This window comes from Paenibacillus guangzhouensis (assembly GCF_009363075.1).
GTDB lineage: Bacteria > Bacillota > Bacilli > Paenibacillales > Paenibacillaceae > Paenibacillus_K > Paenibacillus_K guangzhouensis.
Map to the genome: position 1 here is coordinate 149,319 of NZ_CP045293.1, position 26,510 is coordinate 175,828.

Consider the following 26,510-nt stretch of genomic DNA (forward strand, 5'->3'; position numbering starts at 1 on the left):
GCGATATCATGGCAGCAATAACTTATGAACATATTAAAACCTGTAAACAATCGGGTGCACGTCTGGGGCGCGTACATACACCGCACGGGGTCATCGAGACCCCGACCTTTATGCCTGTAGGTACCCAGGCTACGGTGAAGACGATGAGCCCTGAAGAACTGAAAGTCATGGATGCCCAGATTATTCTGAGCAACACTTATCATCTATTCTTGCGTCCAGGCCACGACATCGTTCGTGAAGCGGGAGGCCTGCATAAGTTCATGAACTGGGATCGTCCGATTCTTACTGACAGCGGCGGGTTCCAAGTGTTCAGCTTAGCAGAAATGCGGAAGATTACGGAAGAAGGTGTTCATTTCCGTTCCCACTTGAGCGGAGATAAGCTATTCTTGTCGCCGGAAGTTGCGATGGAGATCCAGAATGCGCTTGGCTCGGACATTATGATGGCATTCGATGAATGCGCACCGTTCCCAGCGGAACATTCCTACGTGAAGCATTCCTTGGAGCGTACGACACGTTGGGCGGAACGCTGCTTGAAGAGTCATGCACGCCCGCATGACCAAGGGTTGTTCGCGATTGTGCAAGGGGGCATGTTCGAGGATCTGCGCAGAAAGAGCGCGGCTGATTTGACTTCGATGGATTTTCCGGGTTATGCTATTGGTGGACTGAGTGTTGGTGAGCCGAAGCATCTGATGTATGAAGTGCTGGATTATACAACACCACTGCTTCCAGCGAACAAACCGCGTTATTTGATGGGGGTTGGATCGCCGGATGCCTTGATCGAAGGTTCCATTCGAGGTGTCGATATGTTCGACTGCGTGCTGCCGACTCGGATCGCACGGAACGGAACGACGATGACGAGCCAAGGCCGACTTGTTGTACGTAATGCGAAGTTTGCCCGTGATTTTGGTCCGCTTGATCCAAATTGCGATTGCTACACATGTAAGAATTACTCTCGTGCTTACCTTAGACATTTGATCAAGGCTGACGAGACTTTCGGATTGCGTCTGACGACGTACCATAATCTACATTTCTTGATTAACTTGATGAAGAATGTAAGACAAGCGATCCGCGAAGATCGATTACTTGATTTCAGAGATGAATTCTTCGAACAATATGGCATGCATGAGAATGAAAGCGGGTTCTAAGAATCCGCTTATACATATCATTGATAGTCTTTGAAAGGGGGGATAACGATGCAATATTTAGATTATGTAGCAGCAGATCCAGCAACTGGCGGCGGTAGTATTTGGGGAATGATTTTACCATTCGTATTAATGTTCGCTGTGTTCTATTTCTTATTGATTCGTCCACAGCAGAAGAAACAGAAGACTCGCAATTCGATGCTCAGCGCACTTAAGAAAGGCGACAAAATCGTCACAATCGGTGGCCTACACGGAACGATTCTAGAAATTACGGATGATGTTGTTGTTCTTCTTGTGAACGACGCGACGAAGCTTACTTTCGATCGCAGCGCGATCAGCACCATTACGAAATCTTCCGACGCATCCTAGTACATAGGCATGACGCACGAAAGAGCCCTCTTCCTAAGAAGAGGGCTCTTTTTCATGAACAACGCTATTACTGTCCAATATCACGATTCGGCACTCGCAGTGTTGTTGGTAATTGCTGCGTACCACGATGAGCGAACCAATAGCCGACCGAGGATGCGGTTACTGCTAGCACAACACCGCCGATCATATCTGTCAACCAATGGATGCCAAGATAGAAAATTGAGAATACGATGATGGCTGCACTGACTGTTGAGAAGATAGCCCATCGTCTGTTCCCTGATCGGATGGCCAGAATGGCTAGTGTCACAGAAATTGATGTGTGAAGACTCGGAAAGCAATTATTAAGGCCGGAGAGTGCCCGGTATTGCTCTTCGAATTTCGGATAGACATCTAGCATTAAGAATTGTACCTGCGCCGGAGCGTAGGACCATACTTCATTGACAGGGAAGAAGAGATAGAATGGGATGGCGATGACATAGTTGATGATGACCGCATAAATCGTTGCATAGACCATTTCATCTTTTTTCTCCGCTGTATATATCCCTAAGGAAGAGAGCAGCAACGCTTGGAAAATAACGACATAAAAAAAGCCGACAACGGTCGTAATCCATGGATTTGCGAAGAAATTCTGAACGGTCTGAACGAAATCCCCTTCAAGCTGATGAATCATTGGCGTGAAATCCCAGGACAGATTCATCGCATTCTCGATTCTCAATTCGACGTTATTGAGCAATAGAATCGCTATGAGTGCAATAATATGAAATAAATATTTACGAGATGTGAAAAGTTGACGGACGAATATTCCGGCAATCTTGATCGGATTTTTCATTGCTCCGAACCATAACAGCAGAATAAAAGCAACAGCAGTTAGCACGCTTACCATCTGCATGGAATGAAATAGAACCAACGTAATTAGCCTCCCTATCCAACTGCGATTGTGAACCCTGCAACATTATATCACATATCGGACAGGAAGAAACATTACGATCTTTTCATATTGACGCCGAGCATGCCGCCAATGGCTGCAACAGAGAACGATGCGATGAGCATGACGAGCACGGAGACGCTAAATCCTGCATCGTAAGCGAGGAAGCTGACCAGCATAATAATAAGGCAGTACAGAATGCCGAGCAGTCCGCCGTAGTACCAACCACGCTTCTCTGCCCGGCGACCAGATGTCATCCCACCGATAAATAGTGCGAAACCATGGAGTATATAGCTGTATTTTGGGAGATTCTCCTCTTGCATTCCACTAAGCCAGAGCAGCATAGATAGAGCAAGTGCGCCTAACATCATCCAGATAAATGCATACGTTAATCCCGATAGAATCGGACTAGAAATATGGAATTTCGAGACGCGGTTAATCGGACTCATGCGTTCACAACCTCCTTTAGATTGATATGACTTTAAAATAGATGTTCAAAAAGTTGACTTATTATCACCAGTGTATGGTTGGGTTGTACAAATTAGTACAAGGATGCAGAGCATTTCCATTTATTTTAATCGGCCATTGAAGTATGAGTCAGGCGGGCGGCGGTCAGAATACCAGATACATGAAGCCAGCGCATTCACAACAATTCACCTTAGGGGGTATAGGGCGGAATGGAAAATCTGGTCGTAATTTTTCGTACAGTGCTCGTATACTTCATTGTATTTCTGGTGCTGCGTCTGATGGGCAAACGCGAAATCGGTAAGCTCTCGGTATTTGATCTGGTGATCTCGATTATGATCGCGGAGAGCGCCGTCTTCGTCTTGGATGATGTGAAGCGTCCGCTGTGGGATGGGATCCTGCCTATTCTTACGTTACTGGTAATTCAAGTGAGCATTGCTTATATTTCGCTCAAGAATCGTACGGTTCGGCTGCTCTTTGACGGTAGGCCAAGTATGATTGTGAATAATGGGAAGCTCGATAGCGATGAAATGAGCAGACAACGATATACACTCGATGATCTGATGCAGCAGCTTCGAGAGCAGCAGGTCGAGAATTTGAATGATGTACAGTTTGCGATGCTCGAGACAACAGGGAAGCTGAGTGTGATTTTGAAGGATGAACAGGAGTCGTCCGATGTTGATTCAACCAAATCAGCCAGCTCAGCCAATTCGCAGAAACCATCGAATCTGATTCCGAATGCGGATCAAATTCGTTACGCGTCTTTACCGCTCCCCCTTATTATGGATGGGAAGGTACAAGATGACAATTTATTGAAAATTGAGAAGACACGGTTCTGGTTAAAGAATAAAATTCAAGAAAAAGGCGTGCAAGATTTCAAAGATGTCTTCTTCTGTACGATTGATCATAAAGGTCAATTATTTATTGATATGAAGCAAAAAGTATAATCTTTGTTGTTCATGTTCGTTGTTGAAAGAACTTCCCGATAATCGGAATCCGGATGATATCATGCCGGTCCACCAGCTTGACTAGAATGATCATGATCAAATAGACGATCAGGCCAGCGGTACAAGCAATAAGCATTCGAGCCCACTGATCCATGGAAAGGCTTGGCTGCCGGAAAATAAATTGTACGACCGCGCCCATAATGATCATAGATGAGGCCACTTTGATCAGGTCGAGCCATGACATCCGGAAGTGAAGAACACGGATGACACTCTGTAGATGCAAGATGGTTACGACAAGAATGTTAACCATGATCGCGATAAGGGCGCCATAGATTCCAAGGTCAGGATTGGATGCCAGCTGCACAATCAGAATTAATTTAATGGCTGCGCCGATAAATGTATTAAGCAGGGCTTTGCCGGGTTCGTTCAAGGCCTGAAGCGCTGCCTGTAATGGCGCCTGCATATAAATGAACAACGCAACAGGCGCCATCCATTTCAGCATGGCAGCAACTTCGCTGTTATTGTAGAGCAAGAGGCAGAGCGGTTCGGCTAAGACGAACATGATGATCGCGAAGGGTGCACCAGACACAAGCGAGAGTCGAATCGATTGATGGAGACGTTTGTGAATCGTCTTCGTGTCATTCCTTGCAGCGGCCTCAGACAGGGAAGGAACGAGGGATACGGCAAGCGAATATGTCAGTGCGCCTGGCAGCATGACGATCGGGATAATCATTCCCTGCAATGCGCCGTATTGCGCCGTTGCGATACCTGTCGCGATGCCTGCAATGGCAAGACTCTGCATCGTTAAGATGGATTCGAAGAGATAAGACAAGGATCCGACAAGTCGCCCCGCAGTGACAGGGATCGAAATCCCCATAATCCTTTTCAGGACACCTGTTGGCTTATTCTCATCCGGTACTGATGGGGGAGGATTCGATGTATCGTCCTTGCTAACAGTGATTGAATTTCTATTCGTCCAGTAGTGCCAGAACAGCGTGAGGAATCCACAGAACTCCCCTGCTACAACCCCAAGCATGGCGCCTGCTGCTGCGTATTCGATCCCCATCGGGAGGAATAGGTAAGCGAGTACTAGCATAGCTGCGATCCGTACCAGCGTCTCGACAATCCCTGAGGCAGCGGTAGGGATCATGTTCTGTTTGCCTTGGAAATAACCACGGAAGACAGAGGAAATAGCAATCACCGGTATCATCGGCGCCATGCTAAGGAAGGTAAGATAGACGCGTGAATCGGTGAGCACATGGGTCGTTATCCAAGGGGCAAAACCAATACATAATAAGGTGAACAACAAACTAAGCCCAATCGTAAGGGAGAGGGAGACCGTCAGAATCTTGCGAACCTTGGCATGATTGTCTTGCGAGTCCGCTTCCGCGACGAGTTTGGCAATCGCCAGCGGAATGCCACCCGTGATGATGGTTACAATGACAATGAGAAAAGGGTAGCTTAACTGATACAGACCGACGCCTTCTGCTCCAATGACACGAGGAAGCGTAATGCGAGGGATAAACCCAAGTATTCGATTAATAATACCGGCTGCGAGTAAGATCATGGTTCCTTTAATAAACGATTGCTTGCGCAATAGGGATCCCTCTTCCTTCTACAATTTTGTGAGCTGGAGTCAAGCTCTAGGCTGTCCATTCATATCTATGCGCGAAAGATGCTTGACATGCAGAGGGGGATGGAACTATATTTTTCACAGACTTCAATTGTGAGCAGGATAACCGTGATGTTGGATCGAATACTACATAACATCACAAGGGTTGATTGGACAAGCTTGTTCCCGAAAGGTTAGGAGGGACACATCAATGAACAATGAATGGCATTCAGACCAAGAATTAGATGAAGTGTTTGCACAGCTATGTCAGAGCAAAGCCGAAGAGTTTCATTTAATCGGATACGAACATGTCACGGCGGAAGAAATCTGGGATTGCGTGAGTAATAAATATGCCAAAAAAGGCATGCCACAGCTGCATCAAGTGGTGAATGATATTCTATCGTTAAAAGCGACTAGCTTTATGAACTATATGACGATGGCTGCATTTAAGGGCTCTCCTTTTGGATAAAAGGAGGGCTTTTCTGGCATTCTAAGGAAATGCGGAAGGCATCCATGTAGATTGGCAAATGTGCCATATTACGTCATAAATTGACTCGTTTTTAGCACGTCGCTATAATAGGAATATTGAGTATTGAAAGGGGAACAGGGGACGGTATGAAAAGAGTTGTAGCTTTTTGGCTTATCGTGGTAGTGTCCGCTGGTGTTATGGCATGGACTACCCCGGGATTGTTGAAAGACATCCGGCTGGGATTAGACCTCAAGGGAGGATTTGAAATTCTCTATCAGGCCCAGCCACTAGATGCGAACGGGAAAGTAACGAAAGAAACGCTTCTCCAGACAGCGAAAAGTCTAGAGAAACGTGCGAACGCACTCGGAACGAGTGAACCGGAGATCTATCCAGAAGGAACAGATCGTATCCGTGTCAAAATTGCAGGGATCAAGAACGAAGAAGAAGTTCGTGAAATTATGAAGAAGCCTGCAGACCTTACCTTCCGCAGTGCGGAGGGTGCGAAAGCGGACGCGAAGACGGATTTGGAGAAATATCCGAAAATCGAGCTTCGTGGGGATGATTTCGTAGAGAATGGGGCGGAACTGACATACAGCCAGCTTCGCGAACCACAAATCGCGATCAAGATTAAAGATAAGAAGAAATTCCAAGAGATTTCGCAGCGTTTGTTAGGTAAGAATCTAGCGATTTTCCTCGATGAGCGTCTGTTGTCTGATCCGGTCGTTAATGGCGTCTTCACAGACGGTACAGCAGTAATTTCTGGTAACTATACGATTGAAGAAGCAAAAGAAATGCGTGACACCATCAACCTCGGTGCACTTCCACTCAAATTGGTGGAGAAATATTCGAACAGCGTAGAAGCGACGCTCGGACAGAAATCGCTTAATGCGACCATGATCGCAAGTCTTATCGGTTGCGGCATTATTCTGTTATTCATGCTCGTATTCTATCGCCTTCCTGGCGCGATCGCTTGCTTTACACTCATTTCGTTTACTTGGTTGCTATTGCTCGTGTTCAAGCTCGCGGATATTACGTTAACGCTGCCGGGAATTGCAGCCTTCGTGCTCGGGATCGGGATGGCCGTGGATGCCAACATCATTACCTATGAGCGGGTGAAGGAAGAATTGCGGAGCGGGAAGAGTATCTTGTCCTCGTTCAAAGCAGGTTCCAAGACATCGTTACGTACGATCATTGACTCTCACGTAACGACATTGATCGCAGCTGCGGTATTGTTCGCACTCGGTACAGGTACAGTTAAAGGGTTCGCGTTAATTCTGATCTTGACGATTATTACAAGTTTGCTCACGAACGTTGTCTTCTCACGTTTCTTGATGGATCTCTTGCTGAAAGATCGTGTTGGACACAAACTTGGATATTTCGGTGTGAAGGAGAGTGAAGTACGTGAGCTCTAAGAATAAGAATGCGAATAGGCATTATCTAGATACTGACAAATACAAAGTAGATTTCGTGAAATTGAGTAAGTACTTCTTCACGTTCTCCATTATTATTACATTGATCGGCGTAGTTGTGCTCTCGATCTTCGGATTGAATTACGGGGTAGACTTCCGTGAAGGTTCTAGCATCGATGTGACGGTTAACAAGGAATTAACCAAAGCAGAGGTTGATGCGTTCGTTGTGGGACAAGGCTTCACTAAAGATCATACGATCCAAGTAGGTGCCGATCGCGTCACGGTTCGTCTTGGTGACGTGTTGACCCATGATCAAGAAATTAAGTTCAAGAAGGAATTCCAAGAAAAATTTGATCCAAAAGCTTCCTTCGAAATTAATACCGTTGACGTAGAGATCGCTCGCGAGCTGCAGACAAATGCCCTTCTATCCGTTGCCATTGCGAGTATCGGGATTATTATCTATGTTAGTATTCGCTTCGAATGGCGATTCGCGATTGCGGCCATTATCGCTTTGCTTCATACGTCATTCATCGTAATCAGCGTATTCTCGATCTTCCGTCTGGAAGTTAACTTAACGTTCATTCTAGCCATTCTGACAATCATCGGTTATTCGATCAACGATACCGTCGTTATCTTCGACCGGATTCGTGAGAACTTGCGCTTTGCGAAGATCAAGAACACGGATGATTTGATTACCCTTGTCAATCACAGTATTTCGCAGACGATGACGCGTTCTATCAATACCGTATTTACGGTATTCATCGCTGCATTCTCTCTACTGCTCTTCGGTAGCGAATCGATCCGTATGTTCTCGCTTGCGATGACGATCGGTCTAGTATGCGGTGCATACACGTCCATCTTTATTGCCAGCCCATTATGGTTAGTGCTGAAGAATAAGGCTAAGAAGCAGAATACCGCTTCGAAGGCGACAACTTAATTGACGGCGTGAACGAAAAGATTTACGGAAAGCCGCGTCCTCGCGACGCGGCTTTTGTGCGTGAGTGCATCCGTTTCAACTTGGAGGGGGACATATGAGAAATGAGCGTTCCGCTAAGGCGGAAGCGGGAGCATGGGTAGGAATCATTGGCAATTTATTGTTAGCCGTCATGAAAGGAATCGTCGGATGGTATTCAGGCAGTAAGGCCTTACTCGCCGATGCATTTCATTCGGCTTCCGATATTGCAGGATCGCTTGCGGTCCTCGTAGGCATTCGAGCTGCACGCATTCCACCGGATAAAGATCATCCTTATGGTCATGGCAAAGCGGAATCCATTGCAGCCATTGTTGTATCGATTCTGCTCGTATTCGTTGGGTTCGAGATTGCACGCAGTTCGATTCTTGCCATCTTCTCAGGCGTACATGAAGCACCCAAAGGGTATGCGGTTCTCGCGATTATCATCTCGATTATCGTGAAAGAAGCCATGTTCCAATATAAATATCGACTTGGTCGCAAATTAGGAAGCCAGGCGCTAATCGCCAATGCTTGGGAGCATCGATCGGATGTCTATTCATCGTTAGCAGCACTCGTTGGTGTTGGCGGAGCACTGGTAGGGGAATGGCAGCATGTGCCTTGGCTATACTATCTGGATCCGCTGGCAGGTCTAGCTGTCGCGGTCTTAGTGCTGCGAATGGGTTATCGTCTTGTCGTTGAAGCCATTCATAACACAATGGATCATGTATTGCACGACGAAGATTCGAAGGAATTGATTGATGCGGTCTTGTCTGTCAATGGGGTCATTGAGGTAGATGAGCTTCGTGCGAGAGAACATGGACATTATGTGATCGTCGATGTGAAGCTAAGTGTAAATCCACGGATTTCCGTGTTGGAGGGCCACCGGATTGGCAAGCGAGTGAAGCAGCATCTCATGAATCAATTCACCCATGTATCGGATGTGTTCATTCATGTGAACCCGTTCGATCCAGGATTTCCATATAAGAGTAACCATCACATGCTTGATGATGATCATCCGACGTTGCTTCAATAAATGAGCGTGATGGCTGGATAACGAAGGAGGGGGAACAATGCTTCATTCCAAAATGAAGTGGTTGCTCAAAGAAAATCCACAGCCGGAACAGGTGCAACGATTGGCGGAAGAGACAGGTGTGTCTTCGTTCATCGCGCAGCTGCTCATTGTTCGAGGAATCGATACCGTCGAACAAGTGGAAATGTTCCTGCGTGGATCATTGACAGATTTGCACGACCCGTTCTTATTAAAAGGAATGACTGCTGCTGTCGAACGAATCGAGCGAGCGCTCGAGCAAGGAGAGAAGATTCGCATTTATGGGGACTATGATGCAGATGGGGTATCGAGTACATCCTTAATGATTGAATTGTTCCGTGCGCTTGGTGCAAATTTCGATACGTATATCCCGCATCGAATGACGGAAGGATACGGTATGAATATCCCTGCCATGGATCATGCAGCGGAGCATGGTGTCCAGTTGATTGTGACGGTGGATACGGGGATTAGTGCCGTCGATCAAATTGCGTATGCGAATCAATTGGGAATTGATGTGGTTGTTACAGATCATCATGAGCCGCCGGAAATATTGCCGAATGCGGTCGCGCTTGTCAATCCCAAAATACATGATTGCCCCTATCCGTTCAAAGGATTAGCGGGCGTTGGCGTTGCCTTCAAGTTGGCACATGCACTACTCGGTAGAGTTCCAGAAGAATTATTGGAATTCGTTACGCTGGGGACGATCGCAGATTTAATGCCATTAAACGGGGAGAATCGGATTCTTGTACGCTACGGCCTTGAACGTATGCGTCGTTCGACCAATTTAGGCGTGCGCGCATTATTCGAGACAGCTGACATGAAGCTGCCTCAGATCGGTTCAACGCAAGTCGCGTTTGCGATGGCACCTCGGATCAATGCGAGTGGTCGATTGGAGCATGCCATGCAGGCAGTAGAGCTCCTGACGACCCGAGATCCTGGACAAGCCAAGCAGTTAGCGGTGCATCTCGATGCATTGAACCGAGCAAGGCAGGATTTAGTGGAGGAAATTACTGTCGAAGCGGTCCAGCAGCTGGAACTGAAGATGGCGAGCTCCCAGGATGGCGCATTGCCTAAAGTCATCGTCCTTGCAGGAGAAGGCTGGAACGTTGGCGTTATCGGGATTGTTGCTTCCAAAATTCTCGAACGTTATTACCGTCCGACGTTGATTCTGGGGATAGATGCTGAGACGGGGATGTGCAAAGGATCCGCTCGTTCAATCGAAGGATTTAATTTGTATGAAGCGTTAACAGAATGTTCTGAATTATTAGATCATTATGGTGGACACGAAGCCGCTGCAGGCCTTACAATGGAGCGGGATCATCTTGCTGCATTCGAAGCGCGGATGATCTCGCTTGCTGAACGCTGTATCACGGCGGAACATGAAATGGCTTCTATTGAGATAGATCTTGAATGCAAATTGTCTGAAGCGACCGTTGCATTCATTGAATCACTGGAGGAGCTCGCTCCGTTCGGTATGGCGAATCCAGCGCCTCGCGTGAAGATGCGTGGGCTTCGGCTGAAGGAGTCAAGACAAATCGGCCAGGAGAAGCAGCATCTCAAATTGACGCTTGCGGAGGGTCGGTTGGAGCTTGATGCGATTTCCTTCCGGAATGGTCCGCTCGCGGGTCTCATGAATGATGAAGCTGTACTTGATCTCGTGGGAGAACTTCAGATCAATGAATGGAACGGCCGCAGGAAAGCGCAGCTGCTTGTACAAGATTTAGCGGTTCCGCATGTGCAATGTTATGATGGTCGCGGGACACGTAATCCGCAGCAATATATTGAGAAGACGCATGTGGCGTGGGAACAAGCGGGTCGATTCTCAATCTACGGACCGAAGCAACATGGTATTGTTGCAAGCGACGCTTACTGGAGACAATGGGATGAGCCTCCGTTTGATACGGATACATTTACGTGTCTGGTATATGATCAAGAGGTTGGATTAAGACCAATTTCGAGCATATCGAAGCAGCAGCATTTCGAGGTGGCGGATCTACAATCGTTGTACCTCATCGAATTGCCTGAGGAAGTGACTGTCGTCGACGCGATCCTTCAGTATGCTGCCAGGCTGGAACGCATTTATGTCCTCTACGATAACCTGCCAGCGGAAGATTGCTTGCGTGTTCCTTCAAGAGAGGAATTTAAACGTGTCTATGTGGATATGATGAGAGAACGGTCATGGTCTGCTAGTGAATCGGGAAATGCCTTTATTCGAGGGATGAAGCAGCGAACAGGACTCTCGGATCGAACGCTGCAGCATGTGATGGAGGTATTCACGGAGCTTGGTTTCATTCAAGAAGTGTCGGGACGCGTCGTCATTGTCGAGCAGCCGCAAAAAGCTGACTTGACCACGGCACAAGCTTATCGCGATCTTGAACGTAAGTCTGCTGTAGAAGAGCAATTATTAGCCGTATCGGCCTCGCAGCTCGCTAGACGATTCGGGCGCCAATACTTGTAAGTAGTGAACTAGAGGAGAGATAGATAAATGGATTTCAAACAACAGATTCGTGTTATTGAGGATTTTCCGCAACCAGGGATTAGCTTTAAGGATATTACGACCCTTCTTAAGAACGGTGAAGCATACCGCGAAGCGATCAATGCCATGAAAGAATTGATCAAGGATAAAGAAATCGATCTTATCGCAGGACCAGAAGCACGCGGATTTGTCGTAGGTGCTCCGCTTGCTTATGCGTTTGGAGTAGGGTTCGTGCCGATTCGTAAGAGCGGCAAATTACCGGGAGAGACAATTGAAGTCGGTTATGACCTTGAGTATGGTTCAGATAAATTAGCGATGCACAAAGATGCCATTAAGCCGGGTCAGAAGGTTCTTATCGCGGATGACCTGCTTGCAACAGGCGGTACAATCTGCACGTCCGTGAATCTCGTTCAACAACTGGGTGGCGAAGTTGTAGGAGCTGCATTCTTGATTGAGCTGGCGGAATTGAACGGTCGGGATAGACTTGAGAACATTGACGTCATTTCATTGCTGACTTACTAATCATCGAAACACATCGTATAAGAAAGAGCTGGTGTAACGTACGCGTTACGACCAGCTCTTTTTATGTTAGGTGGCTATGGATTTATTTTTCGTTCGACCAGCCGATTTTCTCGATGATCGTGAAGAACAAGCTGAGGAAGATCGCCACGATCGTCGCAAGCGCCATCCCTTTGAGTTCAACATGACCGATCGTCAATTTCGCGCCGCTGATTCCGATGACGATAACAAGTGTCGTAAGCAATAAGTTCGTCGGTTTGCCGAAGTCGACTTTGGATTCGACCAAGATACGCAGACCCGATGCTGCGATGACACCGAAGAGCATAAGTGAAACGCCGCCCATAACCGGTACAGGAATACTCGAGATCAGCGCAGAGAATTTACCGAAGAAGGACATGAGAATCGCGAAAATCGCTGCACCTGCAATGACGAAGGTGGAATATACTTTGGTTAACGCCATAACGCCGATATTTTCGCCGTATGTTGTATTTGGTGTAGATCCTACGAACCCGGAGATAATGGTGGAAATCCCGTTACCAAGCAGGGAGCGGTGAAGCCCTGGGTCTTTCGATAGGTCCTTGCCGACAATGTTGCTGGTTACCATCAAGTGTCCGACGTGCTCCACGATAACGACGAGGGCCGCAGGGATGATTGTGATGATCGCTGTCCAGTTGAATGTCGGTGTTGTAATGTGCGGGAAGGAGAAGATACTTGCCTCCGTAACGGTATCCCAGTTCACAATGCCTACCATCGCTGCAACTGCATATCCTACGATAATCCCGATCAGAATCGGAATGATTTTGAAGAAACCGCGGAACATCACATTCCCAATAATCGTTACGCCAAGCGTGACAAGGGATACCGTAATAACCTTGGAATCGGGTGTCCATTCTGCACCAGAACCGATAAGGCCAGACATACTCGCTGCAACTGGAACAAGTTCAAGACCGATAACCGCTACGATCGCCCCCATCGCTGCTGGAGGGAAGAGCACATGAATCCAATTTGTCCCTGCAACCTTGATGAGTAGAGCGACGAGACAGAAGATAACCCCCGTGATAATGAATCCGCCTAGCGCATCGGCATAGCCGTTGCCGCCTTTCATCGCGAGCACAACACCGATCGGAGAAATAAATGCAAAGCTGGAGCCGAGGTACGCGGGGATTTGCATTTTACATAAGAATAAATAGAGCAGTGTCCCGATCCCGTTCATCAGCAGAACAATACCTGGATCAATACCGAACAAGTTCGGAACGAGAACGGTCGACCCGAACATGGCGAACAAATGCTGAATACTCAGGATTGCGCCTTTGCCGAGCGGAGGTCTTTCATGGACTTGAATTTCTCTTTGTGACAACAAAATCACTCCTCTATAAATGTGTGTTCAAAAAGTCAGCTTTTCACACCGAGAAGATGGTAATCTTCGATGTTGATTTCGCTCTATGTAACACTTCGTGATCAAAAGATGATCTAGTTGAACGACCCCTATAAATATAAAACCTGTACTATCTTACTTAGATTTCCCGAGAATTTCAACAAAAATGTGCACAAATAGACAAACCAAATGGAGAATAGTTGACGAAGCTAGCCTAGAAGGGCATAATGATAAAAACACAGTTAATGGTCGGATTGAACCGCATTCTATGTAGAGAGGAATTGGAACGGAGCAGATGGGCATTGAAAAGTTACTTGAGAAGGCATCCGCATATATCAAACCACAGGACTTGCAGCGTATACAGGAAGCCTACGATTTTGCTGAGAAGGCCCATATTAATCAGGTGCGCAAATCGGGAGAACCTTATATTCTTCACCCCCTTGCGGTTGCTGATATTGTGGTTAATATGCAGATGGATACGACATCCATTATTGCAGCGCTATTGCATGATGTAGTTGAAGACACATCGGTCTCCTTGGATACCATTCGAGAGAAGTTCGGCAATACTTGCGCTTTGCTCGTGGATGGCCTAACCAAACTCGAGAAGATTCAGTTCCGATCCAAAGAGGAACAACAGAACGAGAATTATCGAAAAATGTTCGTAGCGATGGCGCAGGATATTCGCGTTATCGTTATTAAGCTTGCAGACCGACTGCATAACATGCGAACGTTGAAATACCAATCGGAAGAAAGCCAACGACGTATCGCCTATGAAACGCTGGAGATTTTCTGTCCCATCGCACACCGGCTTGGTATTTCCGCTATCAAATGGGAGATGGAGGACATTGCCCTCAGGTACTTGAACCCACAGCAATACTACCGGATTGCGAATCTCGTACAGAAGAAGCGTGTTGAGCGGGAACAGTATATTGATAATGTCATTGGACGAATTAAAGAGAAGCTGGATGAGATGGGGATCGAAGCGGATTTGTCCGGACGCCCTAAGCATATTTACAGTGTGTACAAGAAAATGACGACGAAGAACAAGCAGTTCAATGAGATCTATGATCTGCTCGCGATTCGGATCATTGTCGATAATATTAAAGATTGTTATGCGACACTTGGGATCATCCATACGCTGTGGAAGCCGATGCCTGGCAGATTCAAAGATTATATCGCCATGCCCAAAGCAAACATGTATCAATCTTTGCATACCACGGTGATCGGGCCGAACGGTGAACCAACAGAGGTGCAGATCCGTACATGGGAGATGCATCGTACGTCTGAGTTCGGTATCGCAGCCCACTGGGCATACAAAGAGGGAAGTGTCGTGCCTGCTGGGAATTTCGAGGACAAAATGAATTGGTTCCGCGAAATACTAGAGCTCCAGCAAGAGACCAAAGATGCGTCAGAGTTCATGGAATCACTCAAAATGGACTTCTTTTCGGATCTTGTGTTTGTTTTTACGCCAAAAGGCGAAGTGATCGAATTGCCTGCAGGATCCGTTCCACTGGATTTTGCTTATCGCATTCATACTGAAGTCGGGAATCGGACGATCGGTGCGAAGGTCAATGGTCGGATCGTGCCGCTTGAGCACAAATTGAAGACGGGCGATATCGTCGAAATTCTGACATCGAAGCATTCCTACGGTCCGAGTCAGGACTGGGTCAAAATTGCGCAATCCTCGCATGCACGCAGCAAAATTAAGCAATGGTTCAAAAAAGAGCGTCGTGAAGAGAATGTGGAGAAAGGCCGCGAATTGCTCGAGCGCGAGCTTAAGCGCCTTGCGCTAGAGCCTTCCGCTTGGTTGACGGACGATAAATTGCTCGAAGTCGCGAAGAAATTCACCTTCAACGATGTAGAAGATATGTTATCGGCTATTGGGTTCAGCGGCATAACGGCGGCTCAAATCTGCACAAGACTGACGGAGAAAATGCGTAAGGAAGCAGAAGAAGCTAGCTTGATCGAACTAACGAACGAAGTGCGGGAAGTGAAGACGGCGGCGCCGGAGCGGAAATCGCGTCCGACGAACGGCGTACGGGTCAAAGGGATCGATAATCTGCTCGTACGGTTCGCACGCTGCTGCAATCCGATTCCTGGTGATGACATTATCGGTTATATTACGCGTGGACGCGGGGTGTCTGTTCACCGGACGGATTGTACGAACATTCCGAAGGATGATGACGCTGATGAAGCAGCGCGTGTCATTGAGGTCGAGTGGGAACAGACGGTTGAAGCGAACTATAGTGTGGATATCGAGATTACAGGACTGGATCGCCGCGGCATGTTGAATGAGGTGCTTCAGGCTGTATCGGAGAGCAAGACAAATATCTCGGCGGTGTCTGGCCGTTCAGATAAGAATAAGATGTCGCTCATTCATATGACGATCCTCATTCGGAACAATGATCACTTGCAATCGGTGGTCGACAAAATTAAGCGTGTCAGAGATGTGTATTCCGTTCATCGGATGATGCAATAAAGGGGCAATACGAACCATGAAAGTCGTCGTACAACGATGTAAAGCAGCGAGCGTTATCGTCTCGGGCGAGACCATCGGTCAGATTGAGCACGGATTAATGCTGCTTGTCGGCATTACCCATGAAGATACAGAGCAAGATGTTCGGTATGCAGCTGATAAAATTGCCGGATTGCGTATCTTCGAAGATGAGCAGGAGAAAATGAACTTCTCGGTCGTCGATGTAGGCGGACAAATTCTATCCGTCTCCCAGTTCACTTTATACGGTGATGTTCGTAAAGGAAAACGCCCGAACTTCATGGCCGCGGCGCGGCCGGAACAGGCAGAACAATTATATGAGCTTTTCAATGCGAGATTACGCGAGTTAGGCTTGGTCGTTGAGACGGGGCGATTCGGGGCGATGATGGACGTCGTCTTTACGAATTCGGGCCCGGTAACCTTGATCGTGGATTCGAAGCAAGCGTGAGGCATGATTAACGCAGAAGGATTAATACAGCTCCGATCGGGAAGACTAGGGTTAAGAACTGAGTCTACGTGAAGGAGCGATTCAACCTTGCGGTTATCGAAGAAAGAATTAGCCATGCGACGAGCAGATGCTCGAATCCTTGGCAATGATATGCATGAGACGATGCGAATGGGTGTGAGTCGTAGCGGGAACGAATTCGCTTCCGAGATGATGAGTCCTACCAAACGGAATCGCGATTAGAATGGAAACGGGGAAATGAAGCGCTTTATTTTTTGTAATATAACTGTAATATAATTTAAACACTCCGATAATATTGCCAGTCTATACTACAAACATGACCCCCTTTTTAATATAACTTTTGGACCTACAATCGATTTTGTAGGTTTTTTTCTGTCTTCATACAGAATTTAAGCCTAAGATCACAACCAATTCTTGACTTTCCCCTGTTAACTCGCTACAATCATATAATAAGTTTATGAATCTTTGATTCGTTGAAGGGATAAAGTACTTCACCCCACATAGTCAGAGAGGGATCCCCAGGCTGGAAGGGTCCTTATGATGGATGAACGAATAGACCTCCCTGAGAACAAACGGTGAACCGATCCTGCTTCATGTAAGAAGCTGTCACAGTAATCGATTTGCGTGTCACGGGCGTTAACCGTAAAGCGAGCATTATTCATTCTGTACGCCATCGTACGATGAAGGCTCGAAATGTGGGTGGTACCACGGGTGAATGTGAACACAATCTCTCGTCCCTGTTCTGATAACAGGGGTGGGGGATTTTTTTATTGAAGTTATATAGTCGGAGGGAATGGACATGGCATTTCAGAAGCCTACAGGCACACAGGATATTCTGCCAGGGAATGTAGAGAACTGGCATTTTATTGAGGAGACGGCACGTGATATGAGCCGCAGATTCAACTACAAGGAGATCCGTACACCGATCTTTGAACAGACCGAACTGTTCGAACGTGGTGTAGGGGAGACGACGGATGTCGTTGAGAAAGAAATGTATACGTTCCGAGACAAAGGCGACCGCAGCATGACGCTTCGTCCGGAAGGTACAGCAGGCGTAGTGCGCTCCTATGTAGAGAATAAGCTCTATGGGGAGCCGGATACATGCAAATTGTATTATATCGGACCCATGTTCCGTTATGAGCGTCCGCAAGCAGGTCGTCAACGCCAATTCCACCAGTTCGGGATCGAAGCCTTCGGTGCAGTTGATCCGAGCATTGATGCGGAAGTCGTGGCTTTCGGCTATCAGTTCTGCCGTGAAATTGGACTTCAAGGCGTGAAGGTTGAGATCAATTCGATCGGGAATCCGGCTGTTCGCGCAGCTTATCGCGATACATTGCTTCAATTCTTGAATCCGCTTCGGGACAAACTCTGTAAGGATTGTCAGTCCCGCATCGATCGTAATCCGCTCCGCGTGCTCGACTGCAAAGTGGATCAGCAGTACTTCACAGATGCACCTTCGATTCTAGACAGCTTAGACGAAGAATGTGCGACACACTTCGAGAAAGTGAAGCAGCATTTAACGGCGATGGGCGTAGAGTACACTATTAATCACCGTCTTGTACGGGGGCTTGACTATTATACGCATACTGCGTTTGAGTATAAAGCACAAGGCATCGGCGCGATCGATACGATCGGCGGCGGTGGGCGTTACAATGGCTTGGTAGCAGGTATTGGCGGTCCGGATCAACCTGGTGTTGGATTTGGTATCGGGCTCGAGCGTATCGCATTGATTTTGGAGAAGCAGGGCATTGCCATTCCGCAGCCGAAGCCACTCGACGTGTATCTCATTGCACTTGGCGAGCAAGCAGAGGATGAAGTGACCAAGCAGCTGCATCTTCTACGGACACAAGGTATTTCAGCAGAAAAAGACTACCAAGGTCGTAAAATGAAGGCGCAAATGAAATCAGCCGACCGCATGCAGGCGCGTTATACCGCGATCTTGGGAGAGGACGAATTGTCCCGCGGGGAAATTGCACTGAAGTCGATGGCTACAGGGGAGCAGAAGATGGTGCCACTCGCGAACCTTGCCCAAGAAATTATCTAAAGTTAACTTTTCACGAAATGGAATCCATGCAAGTTAATATAACCAAAGGGGTAGAACGAAAATGATGCTAAAAACGCATAACTGTGGAACATTGACCAAAGCCAACGTCGGCGAGACGGTAACGCTCAACGGCTGGGTACAGCGCCGCCGCGACCTTGGAGGCGTACTCTTTATTGATCTTCGCGATCGGAGCGGGATCGTACAAATCGTATTTAACCCAGACTTCTCCGGCGACGCGCTGAAAGTCGGCGACCGTGCGCGTAACGAGTTCGTACTTGCCGTATCCGGTAAAGTCGTGGAACGTGACGCGGAGACGGTGAACCCGAACTTGCCAACAGGTGAAGTCGAAGTGCAAATCACGGAAATCGAAATTCTAAACGCAGCGAAGAACCCACCGTTCTTCATCGAAGACGGCATCGAAATCGATGAGTCCCTTCGCTTGAAATATCGTTACCTCGACCTTCGTCGTCCAGAAATGCAAAGAACGTTATTGCTTCGTTCGAAGGCAGCGAAAATTTTCCGCGACTTCTTAGATGAGCAAGGCTTTATCGACGTGGAGACGCCGATCTTGACGAAGAGCTCGCCAGAAGGCGCGCGTGACTATCTCGTACCAAGCCGCGTTCACCCAGGCGAATTCTTCGCATTACCGCAATCGCCGCAAATTTTCAAGCAGTTGCTTATGGTCAGCGGCATCGAGCGTTACTATCAAATCGCACGGTGCTTCCGCGACGAGGATCTGCGTGCAGACCGTCAGCCGGAATTTACGCAAGTCGACATTGAGACTTCTTTCATGTCCCGCGATCAATTGCTCGGCATGATGGAACAGCTTATGGTGCGCTTGTTCAAGGAAACAATCAACGTGGATATCCCAACGCCATTCCAGCGTATTACGTATGCGGATGCGATGGGTAAATACGGTTCGGACAAACCGGATCTTCGTTTTGGCATGGAATTGATTGAGATGAACGATATCGTCGCGAACTGCGGCGTTAAAGTATTCGCTTCCGTTATTGAGAAGGGTGGCGAAGTAAAATGCTTGAACGCGAAAGGTTGCGGAACTTGGAGCCGTAAAGAAATCGACGACCTTGGACCTTATGCAGCGCGTTATGGCGCGAAGGGTCTGGCTTGGATTCAAGTGAAAGACGGCGAGTTCAAAGGACCTATCGTCAAGTTCTTCACGGAAGATGAAATTGCAGCGATCAAAGAACGTACAGGCGCAGAGGAAGGCGACTTGCTCTTGTTCTCCGCAGACAACAAAAAAGTGGTTGCGGACGTTCTTGGTAACCTTCGTCTCAAAATCGGCCGCCAGCTCGGCTTGATTAACGATAATGAGTACAAATTCGCATGGGTTGTTGATTTCCCACTTCTCGGATACGACGAAGAAGCGAAACGTTATGTTGCTGAACACCATCCGTTCACGCGTCCGAACGATGATGACTTGCATTACTTTGATACAGACCCAGGCCAAATTCGCGCGCAAGCTTACGATATCGTCTTGAACGGTTATGAAGTCGGTGGCGGTTCGATGCGTATCTTCAAACGTGATGTGCAGGAGAAAATGTTCAAAGCCCTTGGCTTCACGCCAGAATTGGCGAAAGAGCAATTTGGCTACCTGCTGGATGCATTCGAATACGGAACGCCTCCACACGGCGGTATTGCATTCGGCTTTGACCGTTTGGTGATGCTGCTCACAGGCCGCACGAACCTGCGTGAGACGATCGCATTCCCGAAAACGGCTAGTGCAACAGATTTGCTCAACAATGCGCCATCACCGGTTGATATTGCACAACTTGATCAATTGCACATTAAGCTGTCCCAAAAAGCAGCTGAAGCAGTGATCGGCTAGGGGAGGCAATCAGTATTATGCTTCATCAGTTTTCGAGAACGGAACTGGCGATTGGTCCGGATGGTCTGGACAAAATGAAGAGAAGTACCGTCGCTGTCCTCGGGATCGGCGGCGTCGGCTCGATCGCAGCAGAGGCGCTCGCGCGCACAGGGGTTGGCCGGATCATTCTCATCGATAAAGATGTCGTCGACATTACGAACATTAATCGCCAGATTCATGCATTAACAACGACGGTTGGACAGAAGAAGGCCGATCTGATGCGCGACCGGATTAAGCTCATTAATCCGGATTGCGATGTCATCGCGTTGAACATGTTCTACACGGAAGAGACTTATGAGCAGCTGTTCCAATATCCGCTCGATTATGTACTAGATGCATCGGATACGATTATCTATAAGATTCATCTGATCAAACAGTGTCTTACGCGCGGGATTCCAGTTATTTCGAGTATGGGCGCAGCGAATAAGATGGATCCGACGAAATTCCAAGTCGCGGATATTTCGAAGACGTCGATGGACCCGATCGCACGTGTGATTCGTCAGAAGCTTCGCAAAGAAGGTATTAAGAAAGGCGTTCAAGTGGTCTTCTCGACGGAAGAGCCGCTGAAGCCACGCGAAGATGTTACTCAGCGAATCGTACCGGAGAATGCGCCTGATATTCGCAAAGCGCAAATGCCGCCAGCGAGCAACGCTTTTGTGCCGCCAACGGTGGGGCTCATCATGACAAGTGTAGCCGTTCGCGACTTGCTTGCTACGTTGAATACAGAAGAATAAAAAATGACAAATAACCTGTTCTTGGCCAAGTTGGCTGAGACAGGTTATTTTTTTATGTTCGATGGATGCCGTGACATTATTTCAGTCGAAGATAGGTACAGCTTACGGGTGGGTGCGTACGGTAACAATACTCATAATAGATAATCCCCTCTAGCCTTCCATAAGGAGTTATGTTATGATATCTATTAATTTAGTACCAGATACTAATATCTAGTGCTAAAACGACTGAAGGAGGACTTGAACATGACAGCTTCAAACGTATTGAACGATAGCCATATCGAATTAACTTCGCATGCACGAATTACAGCGATTGGTGCTTATGTGCCTGAGCGTCAGATTACAAATGCAGATATGGAGCGGATGGTGGATACCAGCGATGAGTGGATTGTGCAGCGTACAGGAATTCGTGAGCGACGTGCCGTCAGCGAAGGCGAATTCACGAGCGATATGTGCATACGGGCTGTCGAGGATATGCTTGCGAATTATCCGGTTGACGTAGCCGATGTCGATATGATTCTGGTAGCGACGAATACGCCGGATGTTCCTTTTCCTTCGGTAGCAGCAATCATTCAAGCGCGATTCGGGATTGAGAGTACGGGATCGCTTGACATCAATGCGACCTGCGCAGGGTTCGCCTATGGTCTGCATCTCGCGAATGGCTTGATTAGCGCTGGCTTGCATCGGAAGATTCTCGTATTTGGCGCAGATGCATTAACGCGTGTGACGGATTACACGGATCGTACGACTTGCATTCTTTTCGGCGATGGCGCGGGTGTGGTCATGGTGGAGCAAGATATGGGGAACGGCGCATTTCAAGCGGTCACGATGGGGACAGACGGGACAGGCGGGAAGCATGTCTATCGTTCCGGAACGCGTACAGAGCTGCACGGCACTGAGCTTGTCGGAGACGGGAAAATCGTACAGAACGGTCGGGAGGTCTACCGCTTCGCCGTTAGTACGGTACCGAAAGGGATTGCAGCCCTGTTGGAGCAAACGGGCGGAACCACGGACCAGATCGATTGGTTCGTACCGCATAGCGCGAATCTGCGAATTATCGAATCCATCTGCGAGAAGACCGGCATTCCGATCGAGAAGGCGCTCTACAGCTTAGAATACTATGGCAATACATCGGCGGCATCGATTCCGCTAGCCATTCATTTGGGAGTTCAACAAGGCATAGTGAAGCCTGGCGATAATATGTTATTGTTCGGCTTCGGCGGCGGTCTCACGTATACTGGATTAATGCTACGGTGGATGTAAGTTTGCCGCCGTACCCCAAAGCCAACCTCACCGATTTTAACGTGTGGGGTTGTTTTGTGTTATGATATAAGAACAAATGTTAGCATCAGAATGCAGAACAAGTAAGGGTTGGGATGAGGCGATGGATTTATTCTCTTATCAAGAACAATCAGAACCACAACAGCGTCTGCTCGCGGATCGTTTGCGGCCGCAGTCGCTAGATGAATACATCGGGCAAGAACATATTGTTGGACCTGGCAAATTGCTCAGAAGGGCGATTGAGGCTGACCAAGTCAGCTCAATTCTGCTCTATGGGCCGCCTGGATGCGGGAAGACGACGCTCGCGCATATTATTTCGCAGCAGACCAAAGGTTCGTTCGTGCGTCTGAACGCAGTCGATGCGTCTGTAAAGGATGTACGGGAAGTCATAGAACAAGCCAAGCAGAATAAAATGATGTATGGGACCAAGACGATTCTATTCTTGGACGAGGTGCACCGATTCAACAGCTCGCGACAGGATGCGTTGCTGCCAGCGGTAGAGCAGGGCATCATCGTGTTCATCGGAGCGACGACGGAGAACCCGTTCCACTATGTGAACGGGGCACTGCTCAGTCGCTCGACGCTGTTCCAGCTGCAGCCGCTGACGCAGGTGCACTCGCTGCACGCGATGCGCCGTGCCCTGTCCGACCCGGACAAGGGCCTCGGCTTCATGCAGCTCAGCGCCGACGAAGAGGCGCTGGCGCATATCGCCAGCATGGCGAATGGGGACATTCGCCGTGCGCTGAATGCGCTGGAGCTGGCGGCTCTGACGACGCCGCCGGATGCGGACGGCAGCGTCCGCATCACGCTCGAGGTGGCGGAGGAGTCCATCCGCCGCCCGACGGTTCGCGCAGACGAGTCGACGCAGTACGACGTCTTGTCGGCGTTCCACAAGAGCATTCGCGGATCGAGCGATGCCGCGTTGTTCTGGTTCCTCTATGCCGTCGAGAAGCTCGGCATGGATCCGATGACGTTCATCCGGCGTCTGACCGTCGCGTGCAGCGAAGACATTGGCCTCGCCAATCCGCAAGCGCTCGTTCAAGCGACGAGCGCACTGGATGCGTATCATAAGATCGGCTGGCCGGAATCGAAATATATCATTTCTCAGGCAATCCTGTTCGCCGTTGAGAGCCCGAAATCGAACGCGATTCCTCTCGCAATCTATCGGGCGATGGAAGCGATGGAAGAGATCAAGTCCGCGGAAGTGCCGCTTCATCTGCGAGACACGCATTACAAGGGAGCGGAGAAGCTTGGGCATCAAGGGTACAAGTATCCGCATGATTATCCAGGACATTATGTCGTCCAGGATTATTTACCTAAGAACATTCGGAATCGCGTCTTCTATATGGCTTCAGAACAAGGCATGGAGGAGAAAATCAAGCATAATCAACAGCTGCGTAGACAACCAAAATCGTAGCCGAAAATTTTCCTTCATTTGACGGACAAAGCCATTCATCTGTATAATACAATATTAATATATGATTTTCATATCTGAAGGAGGTGTACCTATTCGCCTTTAGCGCTGAAGAAGCAGGATTTTGCAAAGGAGAATAGGGAATGAATGGATGACCCTTTACCGAGTCTGTTAAATTTATTTTTTGTGGCCGTGCTCGTATTTTTGAATGGTTTCTTCGTCGCGGCGGAATTCGCGATGGTGAAAGTGCGGGGGAGCAGAATTGATACTCTCGTGCAGGAAGGAAGCAAGAATGCGAAGTTCGCACAGAGCATCGTTAATAATTTGGATGCCTATTTATCAGCTTGTCAGTTGGGAATTACACTCGCATCACTAGGATTAGGTTGGCTGGGAGAACCAGCGATTGCACAATTGCTCAAACCGGTGTTTGAAGCATTAGGGTTTAGTGAAGTCCTTATTCATACGGTTTCTATCATTATTGCGTTTCTATTGATTACGGTTCTACACATCGTGTTAGGTGAGCTTGCGCCGAAGACGATGGCAATTCGGAAGTCGGAGAATGTCACGTTGTGGGCTGCACCGTTCCTTATGTTCTTCCACAAGATCATGTATCCGTTTATCTGGGTGCTGAATGGGCTGGCGAACAATTTGCTTCGTCTGTTCGGAATCGCACCGGCATCGGAGCATGATTCTGCGCATACGGAAGAAGAAATTCGTATCTTGATGAAGGAAAGTAACCGAAGCGGTCTGATCGATAATACGGAGATGACGCTAGTAGATAATATATTTGAATTTGCGGAGACGACTGCGCGTGAGATTATGATTCCTCGGACCGAGATGATCTGTCTATACACACATCTGTCGTATGAAGAGAACAGAGCGATTGCACTTGAAGAAATGCGTACGCGCTACCCGATCTGTGAGCAAGACAAAGACCATATTATCGGATTTATTCATATTAAAGATTTGCTCAAATCGGAAGAGCTGCAAGATTATCGTTCGATGATTCGCTCGATTACATCCGTTCCAGAATCGATGCAGATCAGTGCATTGTTGAAGCTGATGCAGAAGAACAAGACGCAAATTGCGATCTTGATCGATGAATATGGCGGTACTTCGGGTCTTGTTACCTTGGAGGATATTATGGAAGAGATCGTCGGCGAGATTCAGGATGAGTTCGATGAAGAGCGCCCTGCGATTGAGAAGAAGGATGAGTCAACTTACTCACTTGATGGTCTTCTGTTAATTGATGAGGTCAATGATAAGTTCGGTCTCGAGATTGAGACGGTCGACTATGATACCATCGGCGGATGGCTGTATGCTCAAATCGAGATTCCACCGAAGAAGGGCTTATCGATTTCGCACGAAGATTATGATTTCATTGTTGAAGAGACGGATAACCTGCGTGTCTCTCGGATTACGCTCCGTAAGGTCGTACGAGACGCGTCAGAGGAAGATGCTCTGGAAGCAGTATAATCGAATAAATAATAACAAAAGGAGCCATCTGCACTATGCGGATTGGCTCCTTCTTTCATTTATTTATCAATGCTGGGGTGATTTATTCACTAAAACCTTGAATGAGTGCAGAAATACCTGCAAACGTACTGTGCGAGCTTTGCATCACCGTGTGGAACTCAGGTGTCTGATCTTGCATCGCTTGTCTCGTATAAGGCAGGAACAGATCGGATGCCTTCGCAATCTGGCCACCGATAATGACAAGCTTCGGATTGAACTCGGTCATGAATGGCTTCAGTACTTCGCCGAACATCTCTCCGAACTGCTTGAATACGGCAATAGCTTGTTCGTCGTGTTGATCTCGTGCCGCATCGGCAATGTCTTTGACATCGAGGCTTGCAGGAAGTCCTAGTTCAGCGGCAATGCGTAATACCCCGCGTTTGGAGATATAATCATCAATGATGCTGTCTCGGAAAGGACGGTCGTAGATCTCTTTATTTTTAAGTGCCACGCCTTGATCAATAAAAGCAGATCCCGTGCCTGTCCCAATCGTGATGCAGATAGCGCGATCGGATTTATTGGCAGGTCCGATGAATAACTGGCCTACGGCAAATAGGCGTGCATCGTTATCGAAGATGATGCGATAGTCCGGAATCATTCGGCTGCGCAATGCCAGGTCGGCATCGATGCGTTCACGCATGGCATCCAAGATGCTCACGCCGTATAGAGCGTCGAATTTCTGCAACCCTTGAATTAAGCTGATGCCATGCTCATAATCACAAGGGCCTGGATAAGCGTACCCTACGCCTGCGAATGTCTGGTTCGGATCGGTGATTTTGGCTGCTTGCTTGCAAATAAGGTCGTAGAAATGGTCGAGAATAAACGCTTTGCTCTGGTCTGAGTGTGAGGGATACGTTTCAACAGTAGATTCAATGACTTCGCCTTGGGACGTCGTGACAGCCGCTTTGATCGCCGTGCCGCCGACATCGAATACGATTGTGAAGGGATTCATAGGTTACACATCCTTGTTAG

23 protein-coding genes are annotated in these 26,510 nt (G+C 48.0%); 18 read left to right on the forward strand and 5 right to left on the reverse strand.

The annotated features are described in order from the left end of the window. Positions 1-5 precede the first annotated feature (5 nt). On the forward strand, positions 6-1,145 hold the full coding sequence (tgt, locus tag GCU39_RS00695) for a tRNA guanosine(34) transglycosylase Tgt (RefSeq protein ID WP_193726948.1): 1,140 nt from the start codon (positions 6-8) through the stop codon (positions 1,143-1,145). 48 nt (positions 1,146-1,193) lie between these two features. Continuing rightward, positions 1,194-1,511, forward strand: coding sequence for a preprotein translocase subunit YajC (gene yajC, locus GCU39_RS00700; RefSeq protein WP_152391736.1), 318 nt, complete (start codon positions 1,194-1,196; stop codon positions 1,509-1,511). Between the two features lie 67 nt (positions 1,512-1,578). On the opposite strand, the gene GCU39_RS00705 is transcribed toward yajC, so the two are convergent. Continuing rightward, positions 1,579-2,418, reverse strand: a complete 840-nt coding sequence (locus GCU39_RS00705) for a phosphatase PAP2 family protein (RefSeq protein WP_152391737.1) — start codon at positions 2,416-2,418, stop codon at positions 1,579-1,581. 74 nt (positions 2,419-2,492) lie between these two features. Next, a complete protein-coding gene (locus GCU39_RS00710) occupies positions 2,493-2,885 on the reverse strand; it encodes a TIGR04086 family membrane protein (protein WP_152391738.1) in 393 nt (130 codons plus the stop codon). Positions 2,886-3,113: 228 nt separating this feature from the next. On the opposite strand from GCU39_RS00710, the gene GCU39_RS00715 reads away from it, so the two are divergent. After that, complete coding sequence (locus tag GCU39_RS00715; RefSeq protein WP_152391739.1) at positions 3,114-3,848, forward strand: YetF domain-containing protein; 735 nt, start codon at positions 3,114-3,116, stop codon at positions 3,846-3,848. Between the two features lie 10 nt (positions 3,849-3,858). Here the strand turns inward: GCU39_RS00715 and spoVB are convergent, their stop codons facing one another. Beyond that, on the reverse strand, positions 3,859-5,445 hold the full coding sequence (spoVB, locus tag GCU39_RS00720; RefSeq protein ID WP_152391740.1) for a stage V sporulation protein B: 1,587 nt from the start codon (positions 5,443-5,445) through the stop codon (positions 3,859-3,861). Between the two features lie 226 nt (positions 5,446-5,671). Between spoVB and GCU39_RS00725 the strand changes: the two genes are divergently transcribed. The 6 genes from GCU39_RS00725 to GCU39_RS00750 all read left to right on the forward strand — a co-directional run bounded on the left by GCU39_RS00725 (position 5,672) and on the right by GCU39_RS00750 (position 12,336). After that, positions 5,672-5,929, forward strand: coding sequence for a post-transcriptional regulator (locus GCU39_RS00725; RefSeq protein WP_152391741.1), 258 nt, complete (start codon positions 5,672-5,674; stop codon positions 5,927-5,929). Between the two features lie 146 nt (positions 5,930-6,075). Further along, positions 6,076-7,341 carry a protein translocase subunit SecD gene (gene secD, locus GCU39_RS00730; protein ID WP_152391742.1) on the forward strand — a complete coding sequence of 422 codons (1,266 nt, stop codon included), beginning with the start codon at positions 6,076-6,078 and terminating at the stop codon, positions 7,339-7,341. Then, on the forward strand, positions 7,331-8,275 hold the full coding sequence (gene secF / locus GCU39_RS00735; protein WP_152391743.1) for a protein translocase subunit SecF: 945 nt from the start codon (positions 7,331-7,333) through the stop codon (positions 8,273-8,275). Before secD ends, secF begins: the two co-directional genes overlap by 11 nt. 94 nt (positions 8,276-8,369) lie before the next feature. After that, the gene (locus GCU39_RS00740; protein ID WP_152391744.1) at positions 8,370-9,323 is read left to right on the forward strand and encodes a cation diffusion facilitator family transporter; all 954 of its coding nucleotides are present in this window, start codon (positions 8,370-8,372) and stop codon (positions 9,321-9,323) included. Positions 9,324-9,360: 37 nt separating this feature from the next. Further along, entirely contained in the window at positions 9,361-11,796 is a 2,436-nt protein-coding gene (gene recJ, locus GCU39_RS00745; RefSeq protein ID WP_152391745.1) for a single-stranded-DNA-specific exonuclease RecJ, read from the forward strand. 27 nt (positions 11,797-11,823) lie between these two features. Then, positions 11,824-12,336 (forward strand): adenine phosphoribosyltransferase, encoded by a 513-nt coding sequence (locus GCU39_RS00750; RefSeq protein ID WP_152391746.1) that lies wholly within the window; start codon positions 11,824-11,826, stop codon positions 12,334-12,336. 82 nt (positions 12,337-12,418) lie between these two features. On the opposite strand, the gene uraA is transcribed toward GCU39_RS00750, so the two are convergent. Further along, the gene (uraA, locus tag GCU39_RS00755; RefSeq protein WP_152391747.1) at positions 12,419-13,690 is read right to left on the reverse strand and encodes a uracil permease; all 1,272 of its coding nucleotides are present in this window, start codon (positions 13,688-13,690) and stop codon (positions 12,419-12,421) included. 313 nt (positions 13,691-14,003) lie between these two features. On the opposite strand from uraA, the gene GCU39_RS00760 reads away from it, so the two are divergent. From GCU39_RS00760 to GCU39_RS00795, 9 genes are all read left to right on the forward strand, one after another. Beyond that, entirely contained in the window at positions 14,004-16,187 is a 2,184-nt protein-coding gene (locus GCU39_RS00760; protein ID WP_152391748.1) for a RelA/SpoT family protein, read from the forward strand. 16 nt (positions 16,188-16,203) lie between these two features. Then, positions 16,204-16,650, forward strand: coding sequence for a D-aminoacyl-tRNA deacylase (gene dtd / locus GCU39_RS00765; RefSeq protein WP_152391749.1), 447 nt, complete (start codon positions 16,204-16,206; stop codon positions 16,648-16,650). An 87-nt stretch (positions 16,651-16,737) separates the two neighbouring features. Then, positions 16,738-16,890, forward strand: coding sequence for a hypothetical protein (locus GCU39_RS31290; protein WP_193726715.1), 153 nt, complete (start codon positions 16,738-16,740; stop codon positions 16,888-16,890). Between the two features lie 577 nt (positions 16,891-17,467). Then, positions 17,468-18,712: a histidine--tRNA ligase gene (hisS, locus tag GCU39_RS00770; RefSeq protein ID WP_152391750.1), complete on the forward strand. Its 1,245-nt coding sequence runs from the start codon at positions 17,468-17,470 to the stop codon at positions 18,710-18,712. A 64-nt stretch (positions 18,713-18,776) separates the two neighbouring features. Then, positions 18,777-20,558 (forward strand): aspartate--tRNA ligase, encoded by a 1,782-nt coding sequence (gene aspS, locus GCU39_RS00775; protein WP_152397028.1) that lies wholly within the window; start codon positions 18,777-18,779, stop codon positions 20,556-20,558. A gap of 17 nt (positions 20,559-20,575) precedes the next feature. Further along, positions 20,576-21,331, forward strand: a complete 756-nt coding sequence (locus tag GCU39_RS00780) for a tRNA threonylcarbamoyladenosine dehydratase (RefSeq protein WP_152391751.1) — start codon at positions 20,576-20,578, stop codon at positions 21,329-21,331. Positions 21,332-21,574: 243 nt separating this feature from the next. Next, on the forward strand, positions 21,575-22,591 hold the full coding sequence (locus GCU39_RS00785) for a ketoacyl-ACP synthase III (protein WP_152391752.1): 1,017 nt from the start codon (positions 21,575-21,577) through the stop codon (positions 22,589-22,591). Between the two features lie 121 nt (positions 22,592-22,712). Then, positions 22,713-24,026, forward strand: a complete 1,314-nt coding sequence (locus GCU39_RS00790; RefSeq protein ID WP_152397029.1) for a replication-associated recombination protein A — start codon at positions 22,713-22,715, stop codon at positions 24,024-24,026. Positions 24,027-24,170: 144 nt separating this feature from the next. After that, entirely contained in the window at positions 24,171-25,499 is a 1,329-nt protein-coding gene (locus GCU39_RS00795; protein ID WP_152391753.1) for a hemolysin family protein, read from the forward strand. An 82-nt stretch (positions 25,500-25,581) separates the two neighbouring features. Here the strand turns inward: GCU39_RS00795 and GCU39_RS00800 are convergent, their stop codons facing one another. Beyond that, the gene (locus tag GCU39_RS00800; RefSeq protein WP_152391754.1) at positions 25,582-26,490 is read right to left on the reverse strand and encodes an ROK family protein; all 909 of its coding nucleotides are present in this window, start codon (positions 26,488-26,490) and stop codon (positions 25,582-25,584) included. Positions 26,491-26,510: the final 20 nt, after the last annotated feature.